22 protein-coding genes and 4 tRNA genes are annotated in these 26,590 nt (G+C 44.4%); 6 read left to right on the plus strand and 20 right to left on the minus strand.

Translation table 11 applies throughout. The features are described from left to right. Positions 1–27 precede the first annotated feature (27 nt). Positions 28–516: a sigma D regulator gene (rsd, locus tag KP803_RS18455; RefSeq protein ID WP_248010379.1), complete on the plus strand. Its 489-nt coding sequence runs from the start codon at positions 28–30 to the stop codon at positions 514–516. 276 nt (positions 517–792) lie between these two features. Here the strand turns inward: rsd and rpoC are convergent, their stop codons facing one another. The 13 genes from rpoC to KP803_RS18520 form a co-directional block, all read right to left on the minus strand. After that, positions 793–4,995, minus strand: coding sequence for a DNA-directed RNA polymerase subunit beta' (gene rpoC, locus KP803_RS18460; RefSeq protein ID WP_248010327.1), 4,203 nt, complete (start codon positions 4,993–4,995; stop codon positions 793–795). A gap of 87 nt (positions 4,996–5,082) precedes the next feature. Continuing rightward, positions 5,083–9,111, minus strand: a complete 4,029-nt coding sequence (rpoB, locus tag KP803_RS18465) for a DNA-directed RNA polymerase subunit beta (protein WP_248010328.1) — start codon at positions 9,109–9,111, stop codon at positions 5,083–5,085. A 235-nt stretch (positions 9,112–9,346) separates the two neighbouring features. Continuing rightward, positions 9,347–9,715 (minus strand): 50S ribosomal protein L7/L12, encoded by a 369-nt coding sequence (gene rplL, locus KP803_RS18470; protein ID WP_248010329.1) that lies wholly within the window; start codon positions 9,713–9,715, stop codon positions 9,347–9,349. 57 nt (positions 9,716–9,772) lie between these two features. Next, positions 9,773–10,267: a 50S ribosomal protein L10 gene (gene rplJ, locus KP803_RS18475; protein ID WP_248010330.1), complete on the minus strand. Its 495-nt coding sequence runs from the start codon at positions 10,265–10,267 to the stop codon at positions 9,773–9,775. A gap of 302 nt (positions 10,268–10,569) precedes the next feature. Beyond that, entirely contained in the window at positions 10,570–11,271 is a 702-nt protein-coding gene (gene rplA / locus KP803_RS18480) for a 50S ribosomal protein L1 (RefSeq protein ID WP_248010331.1), read from the minus strand. A gap of 4 nt (positions 11,272–11,275) precedes the next feature. Next, on the minus strand, positions 11,276–11,704 hold the full coding sequence (gene rplK / locus KP803_RS18485; protein ID WP_248010332.1) for a 50S ribosomal protein L11: 429 nt from the start codon (positions 11,702–11,704) through the stop codon (positions 11,276–11,278). 145 nt (positions 11,705–11,849) lie between these two features. Further along, on the minus strand, positions 11,850–12,398 hold the full coding sequence (gene nusG / locus KP803_RS18490; RefSeq protein WP_017035408.1) for a transcription termination/antitermination protein NusG: 549 nt from the start codon (positions 12,396–12,398) through the stop codon (positions 11,850–11,852). Between the two features lie 12 nt (positions 12,399–12,410). After that, the gene (gene secE, locus KP803_RS18495; protein WP_248010333.1) at positions 12,411–12,791 is read right to left on the minus strand and encodes a preprotein translocase subunit SecE; all 381 of its coding nucleotides are present in this window, start codon (positions 12,789–12,791) and stop codon (positions 12,411–12,413) included. A gap of 234 nt (positions 12,792–13,025) precedes the next feature. Beyond that, positions 13,026–14,210 (minus strand): elongation factor Tu, encoded by a 1,185-nt coding sequence (gene tuf, locus KP803_RS18500; RefSeq protein ID WP_248010298.1) that lies wholly within the window; start codon positions 14,208–14,210, stop codon positions 13,026–13,028. Positions 14,211–14,344: 134 nt separating this feature from the next. Next, a tRNA-Thr gene (locus tag KP803_RS18505) sits at positions 14,345–14,420 on the minus strand. 12 nt (positions 14,421–14,432) lie between these two features. Next, a tRNA-Gly gene (locus KP803_RS18510) sits at positions 14,433–14,507 on the minus strand. A gap of 35 nt (positions 14,508–14,542) precedes the next feature. Continuing rightward, a tRNA-Tyr gene (locus tag KP803_RS18515) sits at positions 14,543–14,627 on the minus strand. A 56-nt stretch (positions 14,628–14,683) separates the two neighbouring features. Then, a tRNA-Thr gene (locus KP803_RS18520) sits at positions 14,684–14,759 on the minus strand. 209 nt (positions 14,760–14,968) lie between these two features. Between KP803_RS18520 and coaA the strand changes: the two genes are divergently transcribed. Further along, entirely contained in the window at positions 14,969–15,892 is a 924-nt protein-coding gene (gene coaA / locus KP803_RS18525) for a type I pantothenate kinase (protein ID WP_248010334.1), read from the plus strand. 78 nt (positions 15,893–15,970) lie between these two features. Here coaA and KP803_RS18530 read toward each other — a convergent pair whose 3' ends face one another. Together KP803_RS18530 and KP803_RS18535 are read right to left on the minus strand one after the other, a co-directional pair. Beyond that, entirely contained in the window at positions 15,971–16,396 is a 426-nt protein-coding gene (locus KP803_RS18530; protein ID WP_248010335.1) for a DUF805 domain-containing protein, read from the minus strand. Positions 16,397–16,448: 52 nt separating this feature from the next. Next, positions 16,449–16,799 (minus strand): 5-carboxymethyl-2-hydroxymuconate Delta-isomerase, encoded by a 351-nt coding sequence (locus KP803_RS18535; RefSeq protein WP_248010336.1) that lies wholly within the window; start codon positions 16,797–16,799, stop codon positions 16,449–16,451. A gap of 254 nt (positions 16,800–17,053) precedes the next feature. Between KP803_RS18535 and tpiA the strand changes: the two genes are divergently transcribed. After that, positions 17,054–17,824: a triose-phosphate isomerase gene (tpiA, locus tag KP803_RS18540; RefSeq protein ID WP_248010337.1), complete on the plus strand. Its 771-nt coding sequence runs from the start codon at positions 17,054–17,056 to the stop codon at positions 17,822–17,824. Between the two features lie 148 nt (positions 17,825–17,972). Beyond that, positions 17,973–19,307 (plus strand): MATE family efflux transporter, encoded by a 1,335-nt coding sequence (locus KP803_RS18545; protein WP_248010338.1) that lies wholly within the window; start codon positions 17,973–17,975, stop codon positions 19,305–19,307. A gap of 109 nt (positions 19,308–19,416) precedes the next feature. On the opposite strand, the gene rraA is transcribed toward KP803_RS18545, so the two are convergent. The 3 genes from rraA to efp form a co-directional block, all read right to left on the minus strand. Beyond that, positions 19,417–19,935: a ribonuclease E activity regulator RraA gene (gene rraA, locus KP803_RS18550; RefSeq protein ID WP_248010339.1), complete on the minus strand. Its 519-nt coding sequence runs from the start codon at positions 19,933–19,935 to the stop codon at positions 19,417–19,419. Between the two features lie 74 nt (positions 19,936–20,009). Next, entirely contained in the window at positions 20,010–20,927 is a 918-nt protein-coding gene (locus KP803_RS18555; protein ID WP_248010340.1) for a 1,4-dihydroxy-2-naphthoate polyprenyltransferase, read from the minus strand. A 123-nt stretch (positions 20,928–21,050) separates the two neighbouring features. Next, a complete protein-coding gene (gene efp, locus KP803_RS18560; protein ID WP_248010341.1) occupies positions 21,051–21,617 on the minus strand; it encodes an elongation factor P in 567 nt (188 codons plus the stop codon). 33 nt (positions 21,618–21,650) lie between these two features. Here efp and epmB point away from each other — a divergent pair, with 33 nt between their 5' ends. Then, positions 21,651–22,673, plus strand: coding sequence for an EF-P beta-lysylation protein EpmB (gene epmB / locus KP803_RS18565; protein ID WP_248010342.1), 1,023 nt, complete (start codon positions 21,651–21,653; stop codon positions 22,671–22,673). Between the two features lie 229 nt (positions 22,674–22,902). Then, complete coding sequence (locus tag KP803_RS18570; RefSeq protein WP_248010343.1) at positions 22,903–24,225, plus strand: anaerobic C4-dicarboxylate transporter; 1,323 nt, start codon at positions 22,903–22,905, stop codon at positions 24,223–24,225. A gap of 119 nt (positions 24,226–24,344) precedes the next feature. On the opposite strand, the gene pfkA is transcribed toward KP803_RS18570, so the two are convergent. Next, positions 24,345–25,307, minus strand: coding sequence for a 6-phosphofructokinase (gene pfkA / locus KP803_RS18575; protein WP_248010344.1), 963 nt, complete (start codon positions 25,305–25,307; stop codon positions 24,345–24,347). A 322-nt stretch (positions 25,308–25,629) separates the two neighbouring features. Next, positions 25,630–26,538: a CDF family cation-efflux transporter FieF gene (gene fieF / locus KP803_RS18580; RefSeq protein ID WP_248010345.1), complete on the minus strand. Its 909-nt coding sequence runs from the start codon at positions 26,536–26,538 to the stop codon at positions 25,630–25,632. Between the last annotated feature and the right edge of the window lie 52 nt (positions 26,539–26,590).

Raw genomic sequence — 26,590 nt, forward strand, 5'->3', positions numbered from 1 at the left:
CACACCTTGTGTACCGATCATGAGGGCATGGTCATGCTAAGTAAATTCAAACAAACACAGCAACAATGGGGTGGCTCAAGTGAAGTCATCGATCACTGGTTAGAAACCCGTCAGCTACTCATTATTGAGTATTGTAATCTAGCTGCTCTTCAGCCGTCTGCGCAAAAAACCTCAGAATTACCGACACCTAAAGCACTTCAGTCATTTTGCCAACATCTTGTAGATTATATCTCTGAAGGTCACTTTAAAATCTATGACATGGTGATGGATAAGTGGCGAGCAACAGGCTTTGAAGCAACGGATGATATTAACCAAGCCTACGGAAAAATTGTTCTTACGACAGAACCTTTGCTGAATTTTACCGACAATTATGCGGCAGTTAGCAGTGAAGATCCGCTTGAAAGTTTTGTTACGGACCTCTCTTTAATCGGTGAGATTATTGAAGTGAGATTTGAAGTTGAAGATGAACTCATTCAGTTGATTGCCAACAGTCTCGCAGTGCCTCCTGGCGCTTAATTAAACGAGCCCTTGTTCATGATTAAGTATCACTTCGGTGATACTTAATACCATGCTGCGTATCCCTCTTTCTCATATAAATACACCTTCTCTAGTCCTCCTAAGATTTTCTGCAGCTGACCTGCGTCTTTGCTATTTCTAATGCTCTGGTGTTACTCACACCTAGATTTTATTGTTCAATCGAGCATGACTCAGTTATTAATATGCAAAAAAACAAAAAAGGCACCCTAAGGTGCCTTTTATCATCACTAGCTGTGAAGCTAATTCATCCGAGGATTACTCGTCAGAAGAGAAGCCTGCATTTAGAAGTGCTGCTAGGTTATCTGTCGCTTGTTCAGCTGACGGACCTTCCTGTTGCTCTTCACGCTGCTTTTGACGCTCTTGGTGGTATGCGAAACCAGTACCAGCTGGGATCAGACGACCAACAATAACGTTCTCTTTCAGACCACGTAGATCATCACGCTTACCAGAAACCGCAGCTTCTGTTAGTACACGTGTTGTCTCTTGGAATGATGCTGCTGAGATAAATGACTCAGTCGCAAGAGAAGCTTTAGTGATACCTAGTAGATCACGTTCGAAGCGAACCAGTTCTTTACCTTCAGCTTCTAGAGCGCGGTTAGCGATCTTAACGTTGTGGTATTCAACTTGCTCACCAGGCAAGAACTCAGAGTCACCAGCGTGCGTAATCGTACACTTACGTAGCATTTGACGAACGATAGTCTCAATGTGCTTATCGTTAATCTTAACGCCTTGTAGACGGTAAACTTCTTGAACTTCGTTAGCGATGTACTGAGTCACAGCGTGAATACCACGTAGACGTAGAATGTCATGTGGAGTCTCTGGACCATCAGCGATTACATCACCACGTTCGATCTTCTCACCTTCGAATACGTTAAGCTGACGATGCTTAGGAATCATCTCTTCGTAAGCGTCACCGCCTTCACGAGTAATAACTAAACGACGCTTACCTTTCGTCTCTTTACCGAATGACACAGTACCTGTGTGCTCAGCAAGAATCGCAGGCTCTTTCGGCTTACGTGCTTCAAATAAGTCAGCAACTCGAGGTAGACCACCGGTGATATCTTTGTTTCCGCCAGATTTCTGAGGGATACGAGATAACGTGTCACCGATGCCAACTTCTGCACCATCTTCGATGTTAACAATCGCTTTACCAGGTAGGAAGTAGTGAGCTGGCATATCAGTACCAGGAATCATTACGTCGTTACCTTGCTCATCAACAAGTTTGATAGCTGGACGCATATCTTTACCTGCTGCTGGGCGAGCGGCTGCATCAGTCACTTCACTTGAAGAAAGACCAGTTAGATCATCTGTTTGACGAGAAACCGTCACACCATCAATCATATCTACGAATTGGATACGACCTGCCACTTCAGTGATGATTGGCATAGTATGCGCTTCCCAGTTCGCAACAACTTCGCCAGCAGTAACAGCGTCGCTGTCTGCTTTGCTAAGAATCGAACCGTATGGAAGTTTGTGTTTCTCTTTAGTACGGCCAAACTCATCAATGATCGTCATCTCAGAAGCACGAGATGTGATAACCAGTTTCTTATCTTTGTTGATAACAAACTTAGCATTGTGAAGTTTAACAGTACCTGTAGTCTTAGCTTGGATGCTGTTTTCTGCTGCGGCTGTAGATGCTGCACCACCGATGTGGAACGTACGCATCGTTAGCTGTGTACCCGGCTCACCGATAGATTGAGCAGCAATAACACCTACTGCCTCACCTTGGTTTACTAGGTGGCCACGTGCTAGGTCACGACCGTAACACTGTGCACAACAACCAAAGTCTGCATCACAGGTAACAACTGAACGTACTTTCATACGGTCAACAGAGTTGTCTTCCATGATCTGACACCACTTCTCATCAATTAGAGTATTACGTGGAATCAGGACATCTTCAGTACCAGGCTTAAGAACATCTTCAGCAACAACACGACCAAGAGCAAGTTCAGAAAGTGCAACTTTAACGTCACCACCTTCGATATGAGGCATCATGTCGACACCTTCATGCGTACCACAGTCATGTTCATGTACTACAACGTCTTGAGCAACGTCTACTAGACGACGAGTTAGGTAACCCGAGTTTGCTGTTTTCAGTGCTGTATCCGCAAGACCCTTACGAGCACCGTGCGTTGAAATAAAGTACTGAAGGACGTTTAGACCTTCTTTAAAGTTCGCAGTGATCGGCGTTTCGATGATTGAACCATCTGGACGGGCCATCAGACCACGCATACCCGCTAGCTGACGAATCTGTGCAGCAGAACCACGAGCGCCCGAGTCAGCCATCATGTAGATGCTGTTAAACGACTCTTGTTGCTCTTCTTCACCGTCGCGGTTTACAACTGTCTCAGAAGACAGGTTATCCATCATTGCTTTCGCAACACGGTCATTCGTAGATGCCCAGATATCGATAACTTTGTTGTAACGCTCACCCGCAGTAACAAGACCAGATTGGAATTGCTCTTGGATTTCACGAACTTCAGCTTCTGCTTCTTCGATTTCAGTGTACTTAGCTGCCGGAACAACCATGTCATCGATACCTACAGAAACACCAGAAAGTGCAGCGTATGCAAAACCTGTGTACATGATTTGGTCAGCGAAGATAACCGTGTCTTTCAGACCAAGCTTACGGTATGCCTCGTTAAGTAGAGTAGAAATTTGCTTCTTACCCAACTTTTGGTTAACTAGGCTAAACGGTAGACCTTTAGGTACGATAGACCACAACATTGCACGACCAACAGTGGTATCAACCATGTCAGTGCTTGTTGTGCTGTTACCATCTTCATCCACAACAGATTCAGTGATACGTACTTTAACGCGAGCGTGTAGCTCTGCGCTCTTAGTACGGTATGCCTTCTCAGCCTCTTCAGGGCCAGCAAGGTACATACCTTCACCTTTCGCGTTGATCATGTCACGCGTCATGTAGTAAAGACCTAATACAACGTCCTGAGAAGGAACGATGATTGGGTCACCTGATGCTGGAGACAGAATGTTATTCGTCGACATCATCAGAGTACGAGCTTCTAGCTGAGCTTCCAAGGTTAACGGTACGTGTACCGCCATTTGGTCACCATCGAAGTCGGCGTTATATGCCGCACACACTAGTGGGTGAAGCTGAATCGCTTTACCTTCGATTAGTACTGGTTCGAACGCTTGAATACCAAGACGGTGAAGTGTTGGTGCACGGTTCAATAGTACTGGGTGTTCGCGGATAACTTCGTCTAGGATATCCCAAACAATAGCTTCTTCGCGCTCTACCATTTTCTTAGCTGCTTTGATTGTCGTAGCCATGCCACGAGTCTCTAACTTGCTGTAGATGAATGGTTTGAATAGCTCAAGTGCCATCTTCTTAGGAAGACCACACTGGTGCAGACGTAGGTATGGACCAACTGTGATAACAGAACGGCCAGAGTAGTCTACACGTTTACCTAGAAGGTTCTGACGGAAACGACCTTGTTTACCCTTGATCATATCAGCAAGAGATTTCAGAGGACGTTTGTTAGAACCAGTAATCGCACGACCGCGACGACCGTTATCTAGAAGGGCATCAACAGACTCTTGCAACATACGCTTTTCGTTACGCACGATGATGTCTGGAGCCGCTAGCTCTAGAAGACGCTTCAAACGGTTATTACGGTTGATTACACGACGGTATAAATCGTTCAGATCAGACGTAGCAAAACGACCGCCATCTAGTGGTACTAGAGGACGTAGATCTGGCGGAAGTACAGGAAGTACGGTTAGGATCATCCACTCAGGGTTGTTACCTGATTGAATAAACGCTTCAACTAGCTTAAGACGCTTAGTCAGCTTCTTACGCTTAGTTTCAGAGTTTGTTGTCTCTAACTCTTCACGCATCTGCTCAGCTTCAGCGTGCATATCCATGGTTGAAAGCAGATCTTTGATCGCTTCAGCACCCATCTTAGCGGTGAATTCATCACCCCACTCTTCTAGACGATCAAGATACTCTTCTTCAGTAAGCATCTGTGATTTTTCTAGATCCGTCATACCCGGCTCAGTTACAACGTACATTTCGAAGTAAAGAACACGCTCGATATCACGTAGAGGGATATCCATCAACAAACCGATACGAGACGGCAGTGATTTTAGGAACCAGATGTGAGCAACTGGAGATGCAAGCTCGATGTGGCCCATACGGTCACGACGAACTTTAGTTTGTGTAACTTCAACGCCACACTTCTCACAGATAACACCACGGTGCTTCAAGCGTTTGTATTTGCCACAAAGACATTCGTAGTCTTTAACTGGACCAAAAATACGTGCACAGAAAAGACCATCACGTTCTGGTTTGAACGTACGATAGTTGATCGTTTCTGGTTTTTTAACTTCACCAAAAGACCATGAACGAATCTGGTCAGGTGAAGATAGACCGATTTTGATCGCGTCAAATTCTTCGGTCTTATGCTGTGCTTTTAGAAAGTTTAATAAGTCTTTCACATTCAGCTCCTGTAAGGAGTTAAAAGCAGCCCGGTAACTCCAGGCTGCTTTCTACCAAATAACCCATTTTCTATAACAGAAAAAAGATTACTCTTTGTCTTCTAGCTCGATGTTGATACCTAGCGAGCGAATCTCTTTCAACAATACGTTGAACGATTCTGGCATGCCAGGTTCCATGCTGTGGTCACCGTCTACGATGTTCTTATACATCTTAGTACGGCCGTTAACGTCATCAGACTTAACCGTTAGCATTTCTTGAAGCGTGTAAGCAGCACCGTATGCTTCTAGTGCCCATACTTCCATCTCACCGAAACGCTGACCACCGAACTGAGCTTTACCACCAAGTGGTTGCTGAGTTACTAGGCTGTACGAACCAGTAGAACGAGCGTGCATCTTGTCATCAACAAGGTGGTTCAGTTTCAGCATGTACATGTAACCAACAGTTACAGGACGCTCAAACGCATCACCAGTACGACCATCAAACAACGTAAGCTGACCAGATTCTGGTAGATCACCCAGTTTTAATAGCTCTTTGATTAACGTCTCAGAAGCACCATCGAACACAGGTGTAGCAATCGGTAGACCGCCACGTAGGTTCTTAATCAACGTGCGAACTTGATCATCTGACAGTTCAGCAATGTCAACTTTCTGGCGAGTATCACCAAGATCGTAAACTTCCTGTAGGAAATTACGGAACTTGTGCAGTTCCTGTTGTTCCTTCAGCATTTTATTGATCTTGTCACCGATGCCTTTCGCAGCTAGACCTAAGTGTACTTCTAAGATCTGACCGATGTTCATACGCGATGGTACACCCAGCGGGTTCAGTACGATATCAACAGGGCGACCCGTTTCATCGTATGGCATGTCTTCAACAGGGTTAATCTTAGAGATTACACCTTTGTTACCGTGACGACCGGCCATCTTATCACCCGGTTGGATACGACGCTTAACAGCTAGGTATACTTTAACAATCTTAAGTACGCCTGGTGCTAGGTCATCACCTTGAGTGATCTTACGACGCTTAGTTTCAAACTTCTTATCGAAATCAGCTTTTAACTCATCCCATTGCTCAGCAAGTTGCTCAAGCTGCGATTGAAGCGCATCGTCTTCAAGCGTTTGCTCTAGCCATTGCTTACGACCAATAGAGTCAAGCTTAGCTTCAGAGTAACCACCATTGATAAGAACAGCACGAACACGAGCAAGTAGACCACCTTCAAGAATTTGGAACTCTTCAGTAAGGTCTTTCTTCGCTTCTTTCAGCTGCATCTGTTCAATTTCAAGCGCACGCTTGTCTTTCTCTACGCCATCGCGAGTGAAGACTTGAACGTCGATGATAGTACCTGAAACAGAGTTTGGTACACGCAGTGATGTATCTTTAACATCTGATGCTTTTTCACCGAAGATTGCACGTAGTAGCTTCTCTTCAGGAGTCAGTTGAGTTTCACCTTTAGGGGTTACTTTACCAACGAGGATGTCACCACCCTTAACTTCAGCACCAATGTAAACGATACCTGACTCGTCTAGTTTAGACAGAGCAGATTCACCTACGTTTGGAATATCAGCAGTGATCTCTTCAGAACCCAGCTTAGTATCACGAGCCACACAAGATAGTTCTTGAATGTGAATCGTCGTGAAACGGTCTTCTTGAACTACGCGCTCAGATACTAAGATCGAGTCTTCGAAGTTGTAACCATTCCAAGGCATGAATGCGATACGCATGTTTTGACCAAGCGCTAGCTCACCAAGGTCTGTTGAAGGACCATCAGCAAGAACGTCACCGCGAGCAACAGGTTCACCTGGCATAACGGTTGGGCGTTGGTTAATACATGTGTTTTGGTTCGAACGCGTGTATTTCGTTAGGTTGTAGATGTCGATACCAGCTTCGCCAGGAATCAGCTCATCTTCATTAACCTTAACTACGATACGAGACGCATCTACTGATTGAACAGTGCCGCCACGTTTCGCTACCGCTGTAACACCAGAGTCAACTGCGATGTTACGTTCGATACCTGTACCAACTAGAGGCTTATCAGCTTTTAGTGTAGGTACGGCTTGACGTTGCATGTTCGCACCCATCAATGCACGGTTCGCATCATCGTGTTCTAGGAACGGGATAAGCGAAGCAGCGATAGATACTACTTGGTTTGTCGCAACGTCCATGTAGTTAACATGTTCGCGAGGGTGAAGACCAGATTCACCTTTCTGACGAGCAGTGATTAGCTCTTCAGCAAACGTTGAATCGTCAGTCAGTATTGTGTTCGCCTGAGCGATAACAAACTGGCCTTCCTGAATAGCAGAAAGGTAATCAACCTCTTCGGTCACAACACCATCAACAACACGACGGTACGGAGTCTCTAGGAAACCGTAATCATTACAACGTGCGAATGCTGAAAGTGAGTTAATCAGACCGATGTTTGGACCTTCAGGTGTTTCGATAGGACATAGACGACCGTAGTGAGTTACGTGTACATCTCGAACTTCAAAACCAGCACGCTCACGTGTAAGACCACCAGGACCTAAAGCAGAAATACGACGCTTATGCGTCACTTCTGACAATGGGTTGTTTTGATCCATAAACTGAGACAGCTGTGAAGAGCCAAAGAATTCTTTAACTGCAGCAGAAATAGGCTTAGCGTTGATCAGATCTTGAGGCATGATTGCATCAAGGTCACCAAGGCTTAGGCGCTCTTTAACAGCACGTTCTACACGCACTAGACCAACACGGAATTGGTTCTCTGCCATTTCACCAACACTACGGATACGACGGTTACCAAGGTGGTCGATATCGTCCACTTCGCCTTTACCGTTACGGATCTCGATCAGACGCTTCATTACTGAAATGATGTCTGTTTCGTCTAGTGTGCCTTGTTCGCCAGCATCTTCACGCTCAATTGAGCTGTTGAATTTCATACGGCCTACAGTTGATAGGTCGTAACGATCTTCATTGAAGAATAAGCTTTCAAACAGTGTTTCTGCAGCATCTTTTGTTGGCGGCTCACCAGGGCGCATCATGCGGTAGATTTCTACCAAAGCTGAAAGGCGATCAACAGTACTGTCAATGCGCAATGTTTCAGACATGAATGGACCGTGGTCTAGATCGTTCGTAAATAGAACTTCTAGAGCTTTGTGACCCGCTTGAGATAAGTTTGCAAGAGCTTCTAGGCTGATCTCGTGGTTTGCACCAACAATGATCTCGCCAGTTGCTTCGTTGATGTAATCTTTCGATGCAACTTTACCAACGATGTACTCTACAGGTACTTCGATGTGCTCTACGCCATCTTTTTCAAGTTGACGGATGTGACGTGCCGTAACACGACGACCTGTCTCAACGTAAGTCTTACCATTTGCTTCAATATCAAATGACGCAGTTTCACCACGTAGACGATCAGGAACTAACTCCATTAATAGAGTTTTGTCTTTAACTTCGAAGTTCACTTTCTCAAAGAATAGATCCAGGATCTCTTCTGTGGTTTTACCAAGTGCACGAAGAATGATCGAAGCTGGTAGCTTACGACGGCGGTCTATACGTACGTATAAGTTATCCTTAGGATCGAACTCAAAGTCTAACCATGAGCCACGGTAAGGAATTACACGTGCGTTATATAGAACTTTACCTGACGAGTGGGTCTTACCCTTATCGCTGTCGAAGAACACGCCTGGGCTTCGGTGCAGCTGGGATACGATAACCCTCTCAGTACCATTAATTACGAAGGTACCATTGTCTGTCATAAGCGGAATTTCGCCCATGTAGACTTCTTGTTCTTTAATATCTTTTACGGTACCTGCTGGCGCGTCTCTATCAAAGATCACTAGGCGAAGTTTTACGCGTAGAGGTTTTGAATAAGTTACGCCGCGGATTTGACATTCTTTAACATCAAATACAGGCTCACCAAGACGGTAGCTAACGTATTGCAGCTCTGAATTGCCGTTATAGCTCTGAATTGGAAAAACAGAACGGAAAGCAGCTTCAAGACCGTATTGCCCTTCAGGATCCTGTTCGATAAATTTGTCGAACGAATCGAGCTGGATCGATAACAGGTATGGAATGTCCAAAACTTGTGGACGAGTACCAAAATCCTTACGGATGCGTTTTTTCTCGGTATAAGAGTAAACCATGGGGTTCCTCAGCTCGCTGATAAGTGACCCAAACTGCCCAAGACACTAGAAAGTGGGGCAGTGACTAACAACTGTTTACTGTAGTGACACTATTATGTTTACAACAATAGTGCTTTTTTGCATGGATAACGGTGCTTAAACAGCGGGAAAATTCACCGGTACCCTACAGCGCAAAAAGGCCGGTGGTTAATAAACCACCAGCCATTAGCCTTACGGCTATGAAATTAAGTAATAATTACTTAATTTCAACAGTTGCACCAGCTTCTTCTAGCTGAGCTTTAAGAGCTTCAGCTTCAGCTTTGTCAACGCCTTCTTTAAGTGCAGCAGGAGCTGAGTCTACTAGACCCTTAGCTTCTTTAAGGCCTAGACCTGTAGCGCCACGTACTGCTTTGATAACTTGTACTTTGTTACCGCCAACAGCAGAAAGGATCACGTCAAATTCAGTTTGCTCAGCAGCAGCTTCGCCACCAGCAGCGCCACCAGCTACAACAGCAGCAGCAGCAGATACGCCGAATTTCTCTTCCATAGCTTCGATAAGCTCAACAACTTGCATTACAGACATTTCTGCAACTGCGTCTAGGATTTGCTCGTTAGTAATAGACATAACAATTCTCTTTTAAGTCAACAATTAGTTTATTTTACAATCAGTAGAAAGCAAGGCTTATGCCGCAGCTTCTTCTTTTTGATCACGTAAAGCAGCGATAGTACGTACCAGCTTGCCAGCAGAAGCTTCTTTCATGCACATCATTAGGCGTGCAATAGCTTCGTCGTAAGTTGGTAGTGTCGCTAGTACTTCAGCGTCAGTTAGTGCGCCTTCAAATGCAGCGGCTTTGATCTCGAAATCTTTGTTCTCTTTCGCGAAGTCTTTAAAAAGACGCGCGCCAGCACCTGGGTGCTCGTTAGAGAATGCAATCAGAGTAGGACCAGTGAAAGTGTCTTGTAGACACTCGTAGTCTGTACCCTGAACTGCACGGCGTGCTAAAGTGTTACGCACAACTCTCACATAAACACCCGCTTCACGCGCTTGCTTACGTAGAGAAGTCATTGCGCCAACTTCAACGCCACGAGAATCAGCTACAACTGCAGAAAGTGCACCACTGGCAGCTTCGTTGACTTCAGCAACAATTGCTTTTTTGTCTTGAAGGTTTAAAGCCATTTGGATTTACTCCTGGTTGTCGTTACACCACTCACTATTATCACAACAGTGAGAGTTAATAAGGTGCAGTCCCAGAAGAAAGAAACTCGATACAATGAAACATTATACAAAAAATCTTTCTGTCAGTTCGGGCACCATCTACGTAGGATGATTAAGTCAACTGCGAACAATTAACACCTACGGTCTTGGACGGAGACTGTTTCTAACTCAATTTACTGATAAATCAATAAAAGAAATTAACGTCAGCCCCAACCACAAATTAGGCGCAGAATTATACACTAATTCTGCGTCTAAGCAAATAATTATGCTTGAGTGTCAAGACTAGCTTGATCAACAACAACACCAGCACCCATAGTGGTAGAGATGCTTACTTTCTTCAGGAAAGTACCTTTCGCTGAAGAAGGCTTTGCTTTCTTAAGTGCAACTAGAAGAGCTTCTAAGTTCTCTTGAATTTGCGCTGCTTCGAAAGTAGCTTTACCAATAGTAGTGTGGATGATGCCGTTCTTGTCGTTACGGTAACGAACCTGACCAGCTTTAGCGTTTTTAACTGCTTCAGCAACGTTAGGAGTTACAGTACCAACTTTAGGGTTTGGCATTAGACCGCGTGGACCTAGGATAGTACCTAGTTGACCTACAACGCGCATTGCATCTGGAGAAGCAACAACAACGTCAAAGTCCATTACGCCTTTTTTAACTTGCTCAGCAAGATCTTCCATACCAACGATGTCTGCGCCAGCTTCTTTAGCTGCTTCAGCGTTTGCACCTTGAGTGAACACTGCTACGCGGATTTCGCGGCCAGTACCGTGCGGAAGTACAGTTGCACCACGAACGTTCTGATCAGATTTACGAGCATCGATGCCAAGGTTTACAGCAACGTCTACAGACTCAACGAATTTAGCCGTTGCTAGTTCTTTAAGAAGAGCTACAGCTTCGTTGATTTCGTATTCTTTCGTTACTTCAACTTTTTCACGAATAGTGCGCATGCGCTTAGTTAGTTTTGCCATGATCTTAACCCTCTACCACTAGGCCCATTGAACGAGCAGTGCCCGCAATAGAACGCTTCATCGCTTCAACGTCAGCACCAGTCATATCAGCAGCTTTAGTTTCTGCGATTTCTTGTACTTGAGCGTCAGTAACCGTACCCACTTTTTCAGTGTTAGGACGACCAGAACCAGACTTAACGCCAGCAGCTTTCTTAAGAAGAACAGCAGCAGGTGGAGTCTTTGTGATGAACGTGAAAGAACGATCGTTGTAAACAGTGATTACAACTGGAGTCGGTAGACCTTTCTCAACAGATTCTGTTTTTGCGTTAAACGCTTTACAGAATTCCATGATGTTCACGCCGTGTTGACCTAGAGCAGGACCAACCGGTGGACTTGGGTTTGCCATACCAGCTGCTACTTGCAGTTTGATATAAGCTTCAACTTTCTTAGCCATGATATTTCCTAATTTTGGGTTCAAACGCCAACTTTTCAGTAAGCTCCCCGTTTTTCATAAAAAACTTCTTACAGTAAGACCTGTAAAAAGGCGCGAAATTATAAGCATAATTCGCGCCTTTAACAAGCCTTAAAAAGGTGTTTTTTTAATCAAGTTTTTCAACTTGACCAAATTCGAGCTCAACAGGTGTTGCACGACCGAAGATCGATACAGACACTTTAATGCGGCTCTTCTCGTAATCTACTTCTTCAACAGTACCGTTGAAGTCAGCAAATGGACCATCATTAACACGAACCACTTCACCTGCTTCAAACATCGTCTTAGGACGCGGAGCTTCGCTCGCTTTCTCAAGACGGTTCAAAATAGCATCAGCTTCTTTGTCAGTGATCGGTGCCGGACGGTCAGAGGTACCACCAATGAAGCCCATTACACGAGGGATACTACGTACTAAGTGCCATGATTCATCGTTCATTAGCATCTGAACTAGTACGTAGCCAGGGAAGAATTTACGTTCGCTTTTACGACGTTGGCCCGCACGCATCTCAACTACTTCTTCAGTAGGGACCAGTACTTCACCAAACAACTCTTCCATGTTGTGCATTTTAATATGTTCGCGTAGAGATTGCGCTACACGACCTTCATAACCTGAAAAGGCTTGAACGACATACCAACGTTTTTTTGGAGCTTCACTCATGAATTAAAACCCTCACACCCCAGTTGCTAATGCAACAAGACGAACCATTATGCCGTCAATGCCCCATAGCACTAGAGCCATTACAATACATACAGCTAATACGATCAATGTGGTTTGCATAGTCTCTTGGCGTGTAGGCCAGACTACTTTACGAACTTCCATACGGGATTCGCGTGCAAACACAATCGCTGCTTTACCTTTAGTCGTTGTCGCTGATACGCCAAGTGCAGCGGCGATTAATACAACGACGCCTGCAGCACGGATAACTACAGACATTTCACCATACAGGTAATTACCCACAACAGCTGCGGCTAGCAAACCAAAAGTGACAATCCACTTAAAGATGTCTGAGCCATTTGAGCTATCAGGAGTTTCAGCATTATTTGCTTTCATAAAACCAACCTGTCATAAGTCTTAATATAGACGACAATAACCCCGCTGTTGCAGGGCGAAATCCATAACATCAATTAAAAATAAAATTGATGTCTACTCTCGCGGATGAAGAACATTTCTTCAAACCAAATCCTTTGCTTTACGCCGCATTGTTCGTTATGAGCAACGAGCATAATATCTAGCGAAGAAAAAGGGCATCAAATGATGCCCTTTTTACTAGTAGTTAGTCAAATCTTAATCAAAGATTTTAGCAACAACACCAGCACCTACTGTACGGCCACCTTCGCGGATTGCGAAACGTAGACCTTCGTCCATTGCGATTGGAGCAATTAGCTCAACCGTCATTTGAACGTTGTCACCTGGCATTACCATCTCTACGCCTTCAGGTAGAGTGATGTCGCCTGTTACGTCAGTTGTACGGAAGTAGAACTGTGGACGGTAACCCTTGAAGAAAGGAGTGTGACGGCCGCCTTCGTCTTTAGAAAGTACGTATACTTCAGACTCAAAACGTGTGTGTGGGTTGATTGAACCTGGAGCAGCTAGTACTTGACCACGTTCAACGTCTTCACGCTTAGTACCACGTAGAAGTGCACCAACGTTCTCACCAGCACGACCTTCGTCTAGAAGCTTACGGAACATTTCAACACCAGTACAAGTAGTCGTTGTTGTATCTTTGATACCAACGATTTCTACTTCGTTACCTACGTTTAGGATACCGCGCTCGATACGACCAGTTACAACTGTACCACGACCTTGGATTGAGAATACGTCTTCAATCGGTAGTAGGAACGGTTGGTCTACTGCACGCTCTGGCTCAGGAATGTAAGAATCTAGTGCTTCTGCAAGCTCTACGATCTTGTCTTCCCACTGCTTTTCGCCGTTTAGTGCACCAAGAGCTGAACCTTGGATTACTGGAAGATCATCACCTGGGAATTCGTACTCAGAAAGAAGTTCACGAACTTCCATCTCAACTAGCTCTAGAAGCTCTTCATCATCTACCATGTCACATTTGTTCATGAATACGATGATGTAAGGGATACCAACTTGACGACCAAGTAGGATGTGCTCACGAGTTTGAGGCATTGGGCCGTCAGTCGCAGCAACAACTAGGATACCGCCGTCCATTTGTGCAGCACCAGTGATCATGTTTTTAACATAATCCGCGTGTCCTGGACAATCTACGTGTGCGTAGTGACGTGCTGGAGTGTCGTACTCAACGTGTGAAGTTGCGATTGTGATACCGCGCTCACGCTCTTCTGGAGCGTTATCGATAGAAGCGAAATCTTTAGCAACACCGCCGTATACTTTTGCAAGAGTAGTACAGATAGCAGCAGTTAGAGTTGTTTTACCGTGGTCAACGTGGCCGATAGTACCAACGTTTACGTGCGGTTTCGTACGTTCAAATTTTTCTTTAGACATTGTGTGTCCCTCTAGGTACAGATTTAAGTGGCTTGATGACCACGTAACCAAAACAAATTGGTAATAAACTTATTCTTAGAACTAAACGTAGTTTAGTTAAAAGGAAGTATCAAAAGGAAATAACGCTTAAGAGCTGGTGCTGATACCCAGATTTGAACTGGGGACCTCACCCTTACCAAGGGTGCGCTCTACCGACTGAGCTATATCAGCAACAAAAAGAGCTGGAGCGTGCAGCGGGAATCGAACCCGCATCATCAGCTTGGAAGGCTGAGGTAATAGCCATTATACGATGCACGCAACATAATAACTCAGGTGCTATTTTCTTTAGAATATGGTGGGGGGGGACGGATTCGAACCATCGAAGGCAGTGCCGGCAGATTTACAGTCTGCTCCCTTTGGCCACTCGGGAACCCCCCCAAATTTTCAATCCATTCAAACTATAAATGCTTCAATTGACATGAAACTGGAAAGAATGGTGCCGACTACCGGAATCGAACTGGTGACCTACTGATTACAAGTCAGTTGCTCTACCTACTGAGCTAAGTCGGCATAAGTGGTGCGCATTCTATTGAATGATATTCGACCTTGCAATAGTAAATTTAAAAAAAAACCGTTTTTTTACCTGATTGAAATTAATTGTCGTTTTTTCATTCAAGTTTGCGTTTTTTGGGGTCTTAAACATCTTTACACTTTGCAATATTTTACGCTTGTTGTATGTTCGCATTTCCATATCGTTATTAAATTGTTAGTGAGCCAATATGAGTCCTTATATAACTTTTGATCGTGCAAAATGGGCAGAGCTTCGTAACTCTGTGCCTATGACACTGTCAGAGTCTGATATTCAAGAGCTTAGAGGGGTTAACGAGCATTTATCTATGGAAGAAGCGGTCGATATTTACCTCCCTCTTAGTCGACTACTTAACTTGTACATCGAAGCTCGCCAGAGTCGCAATTCAGTATTACATCAATTTCTCAGTAACGATGAGACACCACCACCTTTCATTATCGGTATAGCTGGTAGTGTCGCGGTTGGGAAAAGCACCACCGCTCGTATTATCCGTACCCTACTCTCGCGTTGGGAAAACCACCCGAAGGTTGAACTGGTCACAACAGATGGTTTTTTGTTTTCTAAAACTGAACTTGATAAACGCGGCATCATGCACCGTAAAGGGTTCCCTGAATCCTACGATACAAAACGACTGGTTCAATTCCTTACTGATGTAAAAGCAGGCGTAGCTAACGTTCAAGTGCCCGTTTATTCACACATCACCTACGACATCACTGACGAAGTAAAGCTTATTGATAAGCCTGATGTAGTGATCATTGAAGGGCTCAATGTCCTACAAAGTGGTCAAGACTACCCGAATAAACCCGTTAGTACCTTTATCTCTGACTTTCTTGATTTCTCTATTTATGTGGATGCAGAGAGTAAGGTGATTGAGAAATGGTATGTCGAACGATTTTTGGAGTTTCGCCAAGGAGCATTTAAAAAGCCGGGATCTTACTTTAGTCACTACACTCTGCTGAGTGAGTCTCAAGCAAAAGAGAAAGCGAAAGGCATTTGGCAGTCGATTAATGGACAAAACCTAAAAGAGAATATATTGCCGACTAAACATCGAGCTCAACTGATTTTAAAGAAAGGTCAAGATCATGCTGTTGAAGAGGTGCTATTACGCAAATAGTCGTTTGAAGAGAGTAACGAATTAGGTGTTATAGGCAATTTTCATGTGGCTCGAACGGAAGCCCGAGCCTTATAACGATTACTTTATCTCATCGCCATACTGATTCGATGTCACTTCCCCTTTCATAAAGCCGCACTCCACTAAAATCCAGGTTCCACAAATAAGCGCTGCGACAGAGATTAACATCTCTATGGTTGATGTCTGAGCGAGGCCCGTAGGGTCGCCAGCCGGTACCGCCATTCGACCAAAAACAAGGGGAACATTGAGTAGTAACCACCAGCTTGATTTTCCTCGGTCATGCCAGCGCTTTGCCGTTATAGCTAAATCTGGAACCAAAACGATCAATAAAAATACCGGTAAGATAATATGTGCCATCGCTGGAAAAAGCACGTTAGCCCCAGCAGCAAACCCAACAATTACTGCGTAGTAAAGTGCATTCCAAATCCAATACGTTTTTCTGCCTACACGTCCTTCAAATGAGAACAACAGCTGTTTTATCGACATCTTTTTACCCTAAAAGTCACTGACTAAAAATAATACTAAAATTTCACCGAACTTATCGGTTTTGCACCTTCTGGAAACAAGCCTTGTCCATATCTCGAATATTCACGGTTAGGCTTCTCACATCGCTGGCTTGCTCTTGCAGAACCGTCATTAATTGGCGCGATAGCTCTCTTTTTTGCTCTTCCGTTCGCCCATCCAACAACTCAAAACTAATGTGAATAAAGTCGACGGTGTCACCTTGTTCACCAACAAGCCAGTGATGGTACCTTAATGCACGAGATTTTACCGAATCAGTGTCAAATAGGCAGCTCTTTAGTGCTACATCATGCAGATCTTCCAGCAGCCCCTGTACGTTTATGCGTTGGTCGACCGAGTTTGAGTATTCCATAACAAGATTTGGCACTGCTTCTCCTTTTGATCTATCAATAAGATCGTTATTTGCACGCTAAATTCTCAACACTAATACCAATTAACTCAGCAAATTCCGAGTAAGACGCTATCATTCTGTCTATTAGATCACTTAACAAGAACTCGCATCATTAAATAAACTCATGACCCGAGTCATGATTTGCTGATATTAATCTGTTATATTCTTACGCAATCACGTTTATTTTTTACAGCAATTTGCTTTTTACATTCAAAAATGGAGATATTCCTATGCGTCATCCTGTAGTTATGGGTAACTGGAAACTGAACGGCAGCAAAGAAATGGTTGTAGACCTACTAAACGGTCTTAACGCTGAACTTGAAGGCGTAACTGGCGTAGACGTAGCCGTTGCTCCACCAGCTCTTTTCGTTGACCTTGCTGAGCGTACGCTTACTGAAGCAGGCAGCGCAATCATCCTAGGTGCTCAAAACACGGACCTAAACAACAGCGGTGCATTCACTGGCGACATGTCTCCAGCAATGCTGAAAGAGTTCGGTGCTTCTCACATCATTATCGGTCACTCTGAGCGTCGTGAATACCACGCTGAGTCTGACGAGTTCGTTGCTAAAAAATTCGCATTCCTAAAAGAAAATGGTCTAACTCCAGTTTTCTGTATCGGTGAATCTGAAGCTCAAAACGAAGCTGGCGAAACTGAAGCAGTATGTGCACGTCAAATCGACGCTGTAATCAATACTTCAGGTGTTGAAGCTCTTGAAGGCGCTATCATCGCTTACGAACCAATCTGGGCTATCGGTACTGGTAAAGCAGCAACAGCTGAAGATGCACAACGCATCCACGCATCTATCCGTGCTCACATCGCTAAGAAATCTGCAGACGTAGCAAGCAAAGTTGTTATTCAATACGGCGGTTCTGTTAAGCCAGAAAATGCAGCTTCTTACTTCGCACAACCAGACATCGATGGTGCTCTAGTTGGCGGCGCAGCTCTTGACGCGAAAAGCTTTGCAGCTATCGCTAAAGCAGCAGCTGAAGCAAAAGCTTAATTAGTGACTCTATCTAATTAGTGATAAGGGCCTGCTTTGCGGGTCCCTTTTTAGTGCCTCTCTGCCAATTGATTCTTCCTATCACTACACATTCCCAATGCTCCTTTAATCTTGTATCCTAGCGTTTTGAAAATAAAGCGTACGGACAATGCACGATAAACACGGACTTTTAACTTCCCCGATTCCGGATGTGCTGCGTCAAATGACCATTCCTATGACATTTGGAATGATCGCGATTTTAATGTTTAACGTAGTTGATACGTTTTTCATTTCTCTTCTAGGAACCGATGCGCTTGCCGCCATCAGCTTTACCTTCCCTGTCACGTTCGCCATCAACTGTATTACGATGGGTATCGGTATCGGTATTTCTACTAACCTTGCCCGATTATTAGGAAAAGGGAGTTCAAAACAAGCCGCCTACTTCTCCACTCATGGGTTATTGTTAGCGCTGCTGCTTGTCTCGTTCGCATCAGTAATTGGCTTTTTTAGTATCGACTTCGTGTTTTCAAGACTCGGTGCTGAGCATCACCTTCTACCATTAATCAACGAATACATGTCGATTTGGTATTTCGCCATTCCCCTGTTAGTGATCCCTATGGCTGGAAATAGCGCTATTCGTGCAACGGGTGACACAAAAACGCCAGCAAAAATCATGATGCTAGCCGGGCTTATTAATGGCATTTTGGACCCATTACTTATCTTTGGCATTGGGCCATTTCCAGAACTTGGTATGCAAGGGGCTGCCATCTCTAGTGGCTTAAGCTGGCTTGGCGCTTTATTCGGTTCTCTCTATGTTCTCATTAGGCGCGAAAAGTTACTCGCGATGCCAAACTTATCGACTCTATACCAAGACTGGAAGCAAATATTAAAAATTGGTACTCCAGCGGCACTCTCTAACGCGATGGTGCCACTCGCAGGCGCGGTATTAATGATGTTGCTTGCCTCACATGGAACCATCGCCGTTGCCGCCTTTGGTGCCGCTCAGCGGATCGAGTCTTTATTGATTTTAGTTCTCATGGCACTCACGTCAGCTCTAACGCCTTTTATGGCGCAAAACTTAGGTGCGAATAACTGCCAGCGCAGCTTTTCTGGCCTGTTCATTAGTATGCGCTTTGCTATCGTTTTTCAGTTGCTTATTTTCGCTATGATGGTGCCTTTAAGTATTCCTCTTGCTCGTCTTTTCTCGCAGGAACCCTCAGTACGAGACCTCTTATGGCACTATCTGTTGGTTGTTCCTTTTAGTTATGGCTTTCAAGGCGTATCAATGATGCTCATCGCAGGGTTAAACGCACTGCATAAACCAATGAGAGCATTTCAGTGGAGTATTATGCGGCTATTTCTACTCATCCTGCCTATCGCTTGGGTTGGGAGCACTTGGTATGGTGTGGAAGGGTTATTTATAGGCATCGCTATTGGTAACATTCTTGGAGGTATCTTTAGCTACCTTTATGCCGTTAAGTTGCGCCGCTACTATTGTTGTTGATGAATCAGTTAAACATCATAAATAGAATGGCCTTGCCGTTAAAAATACAGCTCTGCCAATAAAAAAGCCGACACACTTGGTATCGGCTCTATAAAAAACCCAATGATAACTAATCGATCACTTCGTCTTCATCTTCTATCTCAAGCTCTATATCTAAAGGCTCTTGAGAGATGATAATTCCGGTGTTATCAGCATAAAGAAAATCTTCTGGCATAAAGGTAACGCTACCAAAGTTCACCGCGACATCAAGCTCACCAACACCATTGCCTACTGCACCTACAGGGATAGAAGCAAGCGCCTGAATACCTACACTCATATCTTCTAGCTCGTCAACTTCACGAACACAACCATAAACCACAATACCTTCCCACTCATTCTCTTCCGCCAGCGTTGCTAGCTCGGCATCAATAAGCGCACGACGAAGAGAGCCTCCGCCATCAATGAGTAGTACGCGTCCAACTCCATCCTGCTCTAAAACTTCTCGAATGAGGCTGTTATCTTCAAAGCATTTAATGGTGGTAACTTGACCAGCAAAAGACGCACTGCCGCCAAAGTTACTAAAAAGTGGTTCAACAACATCGACTTGATCTAAGTAAATATCGCAAAGAGCTGAAGTATTGTATTCCATAGTATTTTTCCATACTGATAGTCATCTTTATCGAGTATATAGGGTCAATAAGTCAATGCAATGATAAGGCGCAATTAACTGACTAGAGTTTGAGCTATAACGACGCCAGTAAAGAGTACATTCGTCAGCAGAGCACACTTAACGACAATGGGCATCATAGGGGCAATTTGTACTGGCTGACTGGCTTGCCATACAGCCTTGCCATGTTTGAACACCACCACTAGGCTCAGTAAAAATGGCAAGCTCACCCAAAGCGGTGCTGGTTGGATAACGAGATAAGCAGCAAAGGTTGCTAGCGCTGAAGCCAGCAGGAACGCATGGTATTGTTTCGACTTCGCTTGTCCTAAGCGTACTGCCACCGTTCTTTTTCCACATGCCTGATCATTTTCAATGTCGCGCATATTATTGACATTAAGTACTGCGACAGCAAAGAGACCACAACCGACGGCCGGTAATATTAATGCAGTTTCAACAAACCCTGTATGTAGAAAGAATGTACCTGCAACACCCAACAACCCGAAGAAGATAAACACCGAAATATCACCAAGCCCTACATACCCATAAGGCTTATTCCCTACCGTATAAGCGATAGCAGCCACAATAGCCAACACACCTAAGGCAATAAAGGTGAGAATACTTTGTAAACTGTCTAGGGCATAAAACACCAGAGTTAAGCCAGACGCCATAGTCAGTACGATATTAATCACCATTGCTTGCTGCATGGTTTTTAACGATACCGCACCTGATTGAATCGCCCGCATAGGACCGAGGCGATCCTCGTTATCGGTTCCTTTAACGGCATCACCGTAGTCATTGGCTAAATTGGATAATATTTGCAGTAACGTCGCCGTAATAAATGCCAATACCGCAATAGCTAAAGAAAAATGATCGATTGAATAAGCCAATACACTTCCGGTTAGTATTGAAACTAATGCTAAGGGAAGTGTTTTAGGTCTCGCTGCATCTAACCAAATCTGTATTGATTGCTTCATTATTTTATTTTTCTAAGCCCAGTGTCATTTGATTGTGTCACAACCTTTTCTATCAGGCAAAAACTAAAAAAGGCCACCGAAGTGACCTTTAACATAAGCTATATCGCAATGATATTTCAGTAATTACTTAACACGACCAACGTATTCGCCAGTGCGAGTATCAACTTTGATTACTTCGCCAATCGAGATGAATAGTGGTACGCGAACAACGGCACCTGTCGAAAGAGTCGCAGGTTTACCGCCAGTACCTTGAGTATCACCCTTAAGGCCTGGATCAGTCTCTGTTACTTCAATCTCAACAAAGTTTGGTGGCGTTACAACGATTGGATTACCGTTCCAAAGCGTGATCATGCATGAATCGTTTTCTACCAACCATTTTGCATTCTCACCTACGGCTTTTACTTCAGCAGCGATTTGCTCGAAAGACTCACTGTTCATAAAGTGATAGAATTCACCGTCGTTGTAAAGGTAATCTAGATCAACATCCATTACGTCAGCCACTTCTACCGTTTCGCCTGACTTAAAGGTTTTCTCTAATACTTTACCTGACAACAATTTACGGATTTTGACACGGTTGAATGCCTGACCTTTGCCTGGTTTCACTAACTCGTTTTCGAGAATGACACACGGCTCCTTATCAAGCATAAGTTTAAGACCGCCTTTAAATTCATTCGTGCTAACAGTAGCCATTTTTTCCTCTTACCCTATTTCGAGTTTAATTTAATGCCGCACATCATAACCCGAATTACCCCATCTGTTGAGCAAAACTGGCTCAAACAGCTAGCGAATGCGATCTCAGACCCAGCCAAACTGCTCGCACAGCTTGAGATTGACGCCTCAGAATGGGAACGAGGCTTTGATGCAAAAAAGTTATTTGCGCAGCGAGTACCGCTTAGTTTTGTCAATCGAATGGAAAAAGGCAACCCGCACGATCCACTATTGAGACAAGTGCTACCGTTAATTGATGAGTTTGAACAACATGAAGGTTACTCAAACGATCCGCTCGACGAGCAAAACAACGCAGTTCCAGGGTTACTGCACAAATACCGTAATCGCGCACTTTTTATTGTTAAAGGTGGGTGCGCTATAAATTGTCGCTACTGTTTCAGACGCCACTTCCCTTACAGTGATAACAAAGGCACTAAAGCTGTCTGGCAGCAAGGGCTTGATTACCTCAAAAAGCACCCTGAAATTAATGAAGTCATTCTATCTGGTGGTGACCCACTGATGGCAAAAGATCATGAGTTGGAATGGCTTATCGAGGCGATTGCCAACATCAGCCATATTAAGCGGCTTCGAATTCACTCGAGATTACCCGTGGTGATCCCTGAAAGAATTACCGAAGCATTATGCCAGCTGCTGACTCAGACAAGGCTACAAGTTGTTTTCGTCACGCACATCAATCACGCCAATGAAATCAACGCCGAACTGACTCATTTCATCAGTAAGTTAAGACATGCCAATGTCACCTTGCTTAACCAAAGCGTACTGCTTAAAGGCGTTAACGATAACGTATCAGCCCAAGTCGATTTAAGTGAGTCTCTGTTTACTGCTGGAATCCTACCCTACTACTTACATGTACTTGATAAGGTACAAGGCGCTGCGCACTTTTACGTTTCAGACGAGCGAGCGAAAGAGATTATGGCCGGTTTAATTGAGCGGGTATCAGGTTACCTAGTACCAACACTTGCCCGAGAAGTGGCTGGAGAGAAAAGCAAGACACCGCTCGACCTGCACTTGGAATAAACGTAGATAATAAGTGATCATATTTATCAATAGATTACCATTCCGCCCAAATGTGACTTACTAGCAAAGTTTGGATAACACCCTACCGTTGAAGCACGTTTTTTTGACCAAAAACAATGAAATAGCGGATCACCATACAGGCGTTCATATACGCACATCAGCTCACATCCACGCCTACCACTTTTGTATAGGATGACCTTCTACATACATAAATGGATGAGGTATAAGCATGTTCTATGTTCATATGCTGCTGTTGTTGTCGGTGATATTCATAGGTATCCGTCATGGGGGCATAGCGTTTGGTTTACTGGGTGGACTTGGTGTTTCGGTTCTCGCCTTTGTATTTGGTATCGCTCCTGGCACCCCGCCAATCAGTGTCATGCTGATTATTTTGGCCGTTGTTGCAGCGTCTGCGACCTTAGAGGCTACTGGTGGTCTAAAGCTATTAGTGAAGTTTGCTGAACGCTTACTACGTAAACATCCGAATCAAATTGTATTCCTCGGCCCACTGTGTACGTACTCATTAACAGTGCTCGTCGGAACAGGCCATTCTGTGTACCCACTTCTTCCGGTTATTTATGATGTCGCTTATAAAAAAGGCATTCGCCCAGAACGCCCTATGGCGATGGCGACAGTTGCATCCCAAATGGGCATCACAGCGAGCCCAATTGCCGCTGCAGCCGCAGTCGTCATGGCAACAGCAGCAGATAACAACTTGGATATCAGCTTAGTTAATGTGCTGCTCGTGACCATACCTGCCACTCTGATTGGTTTACTTGCAGGTTGTACTTGGAGCTTGAAGCGCGGTAAAGATCTCGACCAAGACCAAGAATTTATTACTCGCTGTAAAGCCCCTGAGTTCAAGGCGCAACTGATTGATGTCAGCACCGAAAGCTCAAATGATCAGCAAGCAGACTCTCAAGCGAAAAAAGGTCTGGGCATATTCTTAGCGGGCATCGCCACGGTTATCTTTGTCGCCATGTTTGGTAAAGATCTCGCATTGCTGCCTGATGGCGTTAATATGTCGGTCGCGATTCAGTTCCTAATGTTATCTGTAGGCGCGGTAATACTACTCACGACTAAAGTCGACCCAAAAAAGATTGTTCACAGTAATGTATTTATCGCGGGTATGACGGCTGTCATCATCATCTTTGGTATTGCTTGGATGAGTGACACCATTATTGGTTACCACAAGCCTTACCTAATTAGCCTAGTGAGCGACTTAGTTGCTGCACATCCATGGACCTTCGCCATTGCCATGTTTGTGGTATCGGTGTTCTTGAAAAGCCAAGCGGCTGTTCTCACCATTATGCTACCGCTTGGGTTTGCGATGGGGATCCCTGCCCCCGTATTGATTGGCGTACTGCCCGCTTGTTATGCGTACTTCTTCTTCCCGTTCTACCCAAGCGATCTCGCGGCTATTACCTTTGACCGATCAGGGACAACGCAGATTGGAAAATATGTACTGAATCACAGCTTCTTGATCCCTGGATTTATCGGCGTCACAACGGCGACTGTTGTTGGTTACCTTATCTCAATGGCCATTAACTAGTTGCTCAGTGCAAAGTCATTTCTGCTGAATGACATATAAAAAAATCCCGCTAGTTTCCTAGCGGGATTTTCAAGATCAGTTCCGATTCGAACTATGACATCAACATGTTTATGCCTGTCTTAGAACAACTCTTCCGCAACTTTAAATAGATCGTTGCGAACTGGGCGCTTCATGTTCTCAATCGCATCAATGATGTCGTGGTGTACTAGCTCTTCTTTCTGAATGCCAACACAACGACCACCATGACCTTCCATTAGAAGGTGAACCGCGTAGTTACCCATGCGAGACGCTAATACGCGGTCAAATGCTGTTGGGCGACCACCACGTTGGATGTGACCTAGTACCGTTGCACGAGTTTCACGACCCGTTGCATCTTCAATCTCTTTCGCTAGATCGTTCGCATCCATCATCAGCTCAGTTAGAGCAATAATTGCATGCTTCTTGCCTTTCGCGATGCCATCTTGAATGTTAGCGATTAGCTGATCTTTATCTAGACCTGTCTCTGGCGTAATAATGTACTCACAACCACCTGCAATTGCTGACATCAGAGTAAGGTCACCACAGTGACGACCCATGATTTCAACAATAGAGATACGTTGGTGAGATGAAGAAGTATCACGTAGACGGTCAATTGCATCAATAACAGTATTCAGCGCTGTTAGATAACCAATGGTGTAATCAGTACCTGCGATATCATTATCAATCGTGCCAGGAAGACCGATACATGGGTAGCCCATTTCAGTTAGCTTCTTCGCGCCCATGTAAGAGCCGTCACCACCAACAACAACCAGTGCTTCAATGCCGTGCTTTTTAAGGTTTTCGATACCTTTTTGACGAACTTCAACATGCTTAAAGTCTGGGAAACGAGCTGAACCAAGGAAAGTACCGCCACGGTTGATAACATCTGAAACAGCAGAACGGTCAAGCTTTTCAATGCGATCTTCAACAAGGCCTTGATAGCCATCGTAAATACCGTAAACCTCAATACCAGCCGACAGTGCTGTGCGCACAACGCCTCGTACTGCTGCGTTCATACCAGGTGCGTCACCGCCACTTGTTAAAACACCGATCTTCTTAATCATGCTCACCCTCGAATTTTTTGGGAATTAAACTTCAATTTAATACCGATGACGATACAAGCGTCACCCGTGAAATCCTTTTAATCTGTGCCGTATGTTACCTTTACCAAAAAGGAATACTACTTTTATTTGCACTGAATTATGTAAGTTTATTACTTATGTAATAGTATTACAGTTTTCTCCGATTCCTTTGTTGATTCACATCAGAGTCTGGTTTTTCTTTTGCTGCTCAAAATATAGTTAACACTGTTTAATCTGTCTTGTCGAATAGATAAAAGTTTTATGAACACTCTGTTCTAGCAAAGTATGCATACCACTGAATAAGCTACCAATCCTGCTCAACTTGAGACTTTTCGCTATTCATTACCACTGAATATGGGTCTTGGTGAATAAGAACATCCGCGCCCGGGAACTGACTCATAAGAGCCTCTTCCACTTCATCTGAGATACGGTGCGCTTCTATCAAAACCATATTGTCATCAAGCTCAAGGTGGAGCTGAATAAATCGAGTTGGTCCTGACATACGCGTTCTCAGTTGATGTACACCCAATACTCCCTCAACCTCTATACAGCTTTGACGAATCTGATCTAACTCTTCGTCAGGTAACTTACGATCAAGCAAGGTTTGAATCGCCTCACTCACCATTTGAAATGCGCTGTATAAAATATAAAGGCCGATAGCAACCGCAAAGACTGCATCCGCTTGAGTGACACCAAACCAACTAAGGCCCAATGCAAACATGATGGCGCCATTCATATACAGGTCAGTTTGATAATGAAGTGAGTCTGCGGCTATCGCTTGGCTTCCGGTTTTCTTTACTACATGTTTTTGGAATCGAACTAGCGCAAAAGTGACAATCATGGCAAAGAAGCTGACGTAAACACCATATTCAGGGGAGTTCAATTCATGCGGACGGAAGAAGCGCTCAACACCATTAAGAATGAGAAAACAGGCCGACCCAGAAATAAACATCGCCTGAGCAAGCGCCGCTAAAGATTCAGCTTTACCATGACCAAATGTATGTTCTTTATCAGCAGGTTGAAGTGCGTAGCGAATCACCATCAAATTGACCGCAGATGCAGCGATATCGAGCATTGAATCGATAACAGAGGCAAGCAGACTCACCGAGCCAGTGATCCACCAAATGGCAACTTTAACCACCAATAGTAGAGTCGCGACCGCCGTTGCAGTCCATGCGGCCAGAGTGACCAATCGAGCGTATTCTTGTTTCATATAACGTTTATAACTTAATCAATATGATCTCAGTATAACGCGTCAGTCACAA

The organism is Vibrio amylolyticus (genome assembly GCF_023145695.1).
Taxonomy (GTDB): Bacteria; Pseudomonadota; Gammaproteobacteria; order Enterobacterales; family Vibrionaceae; genus Vibrio; species Vibrio amylolyticus.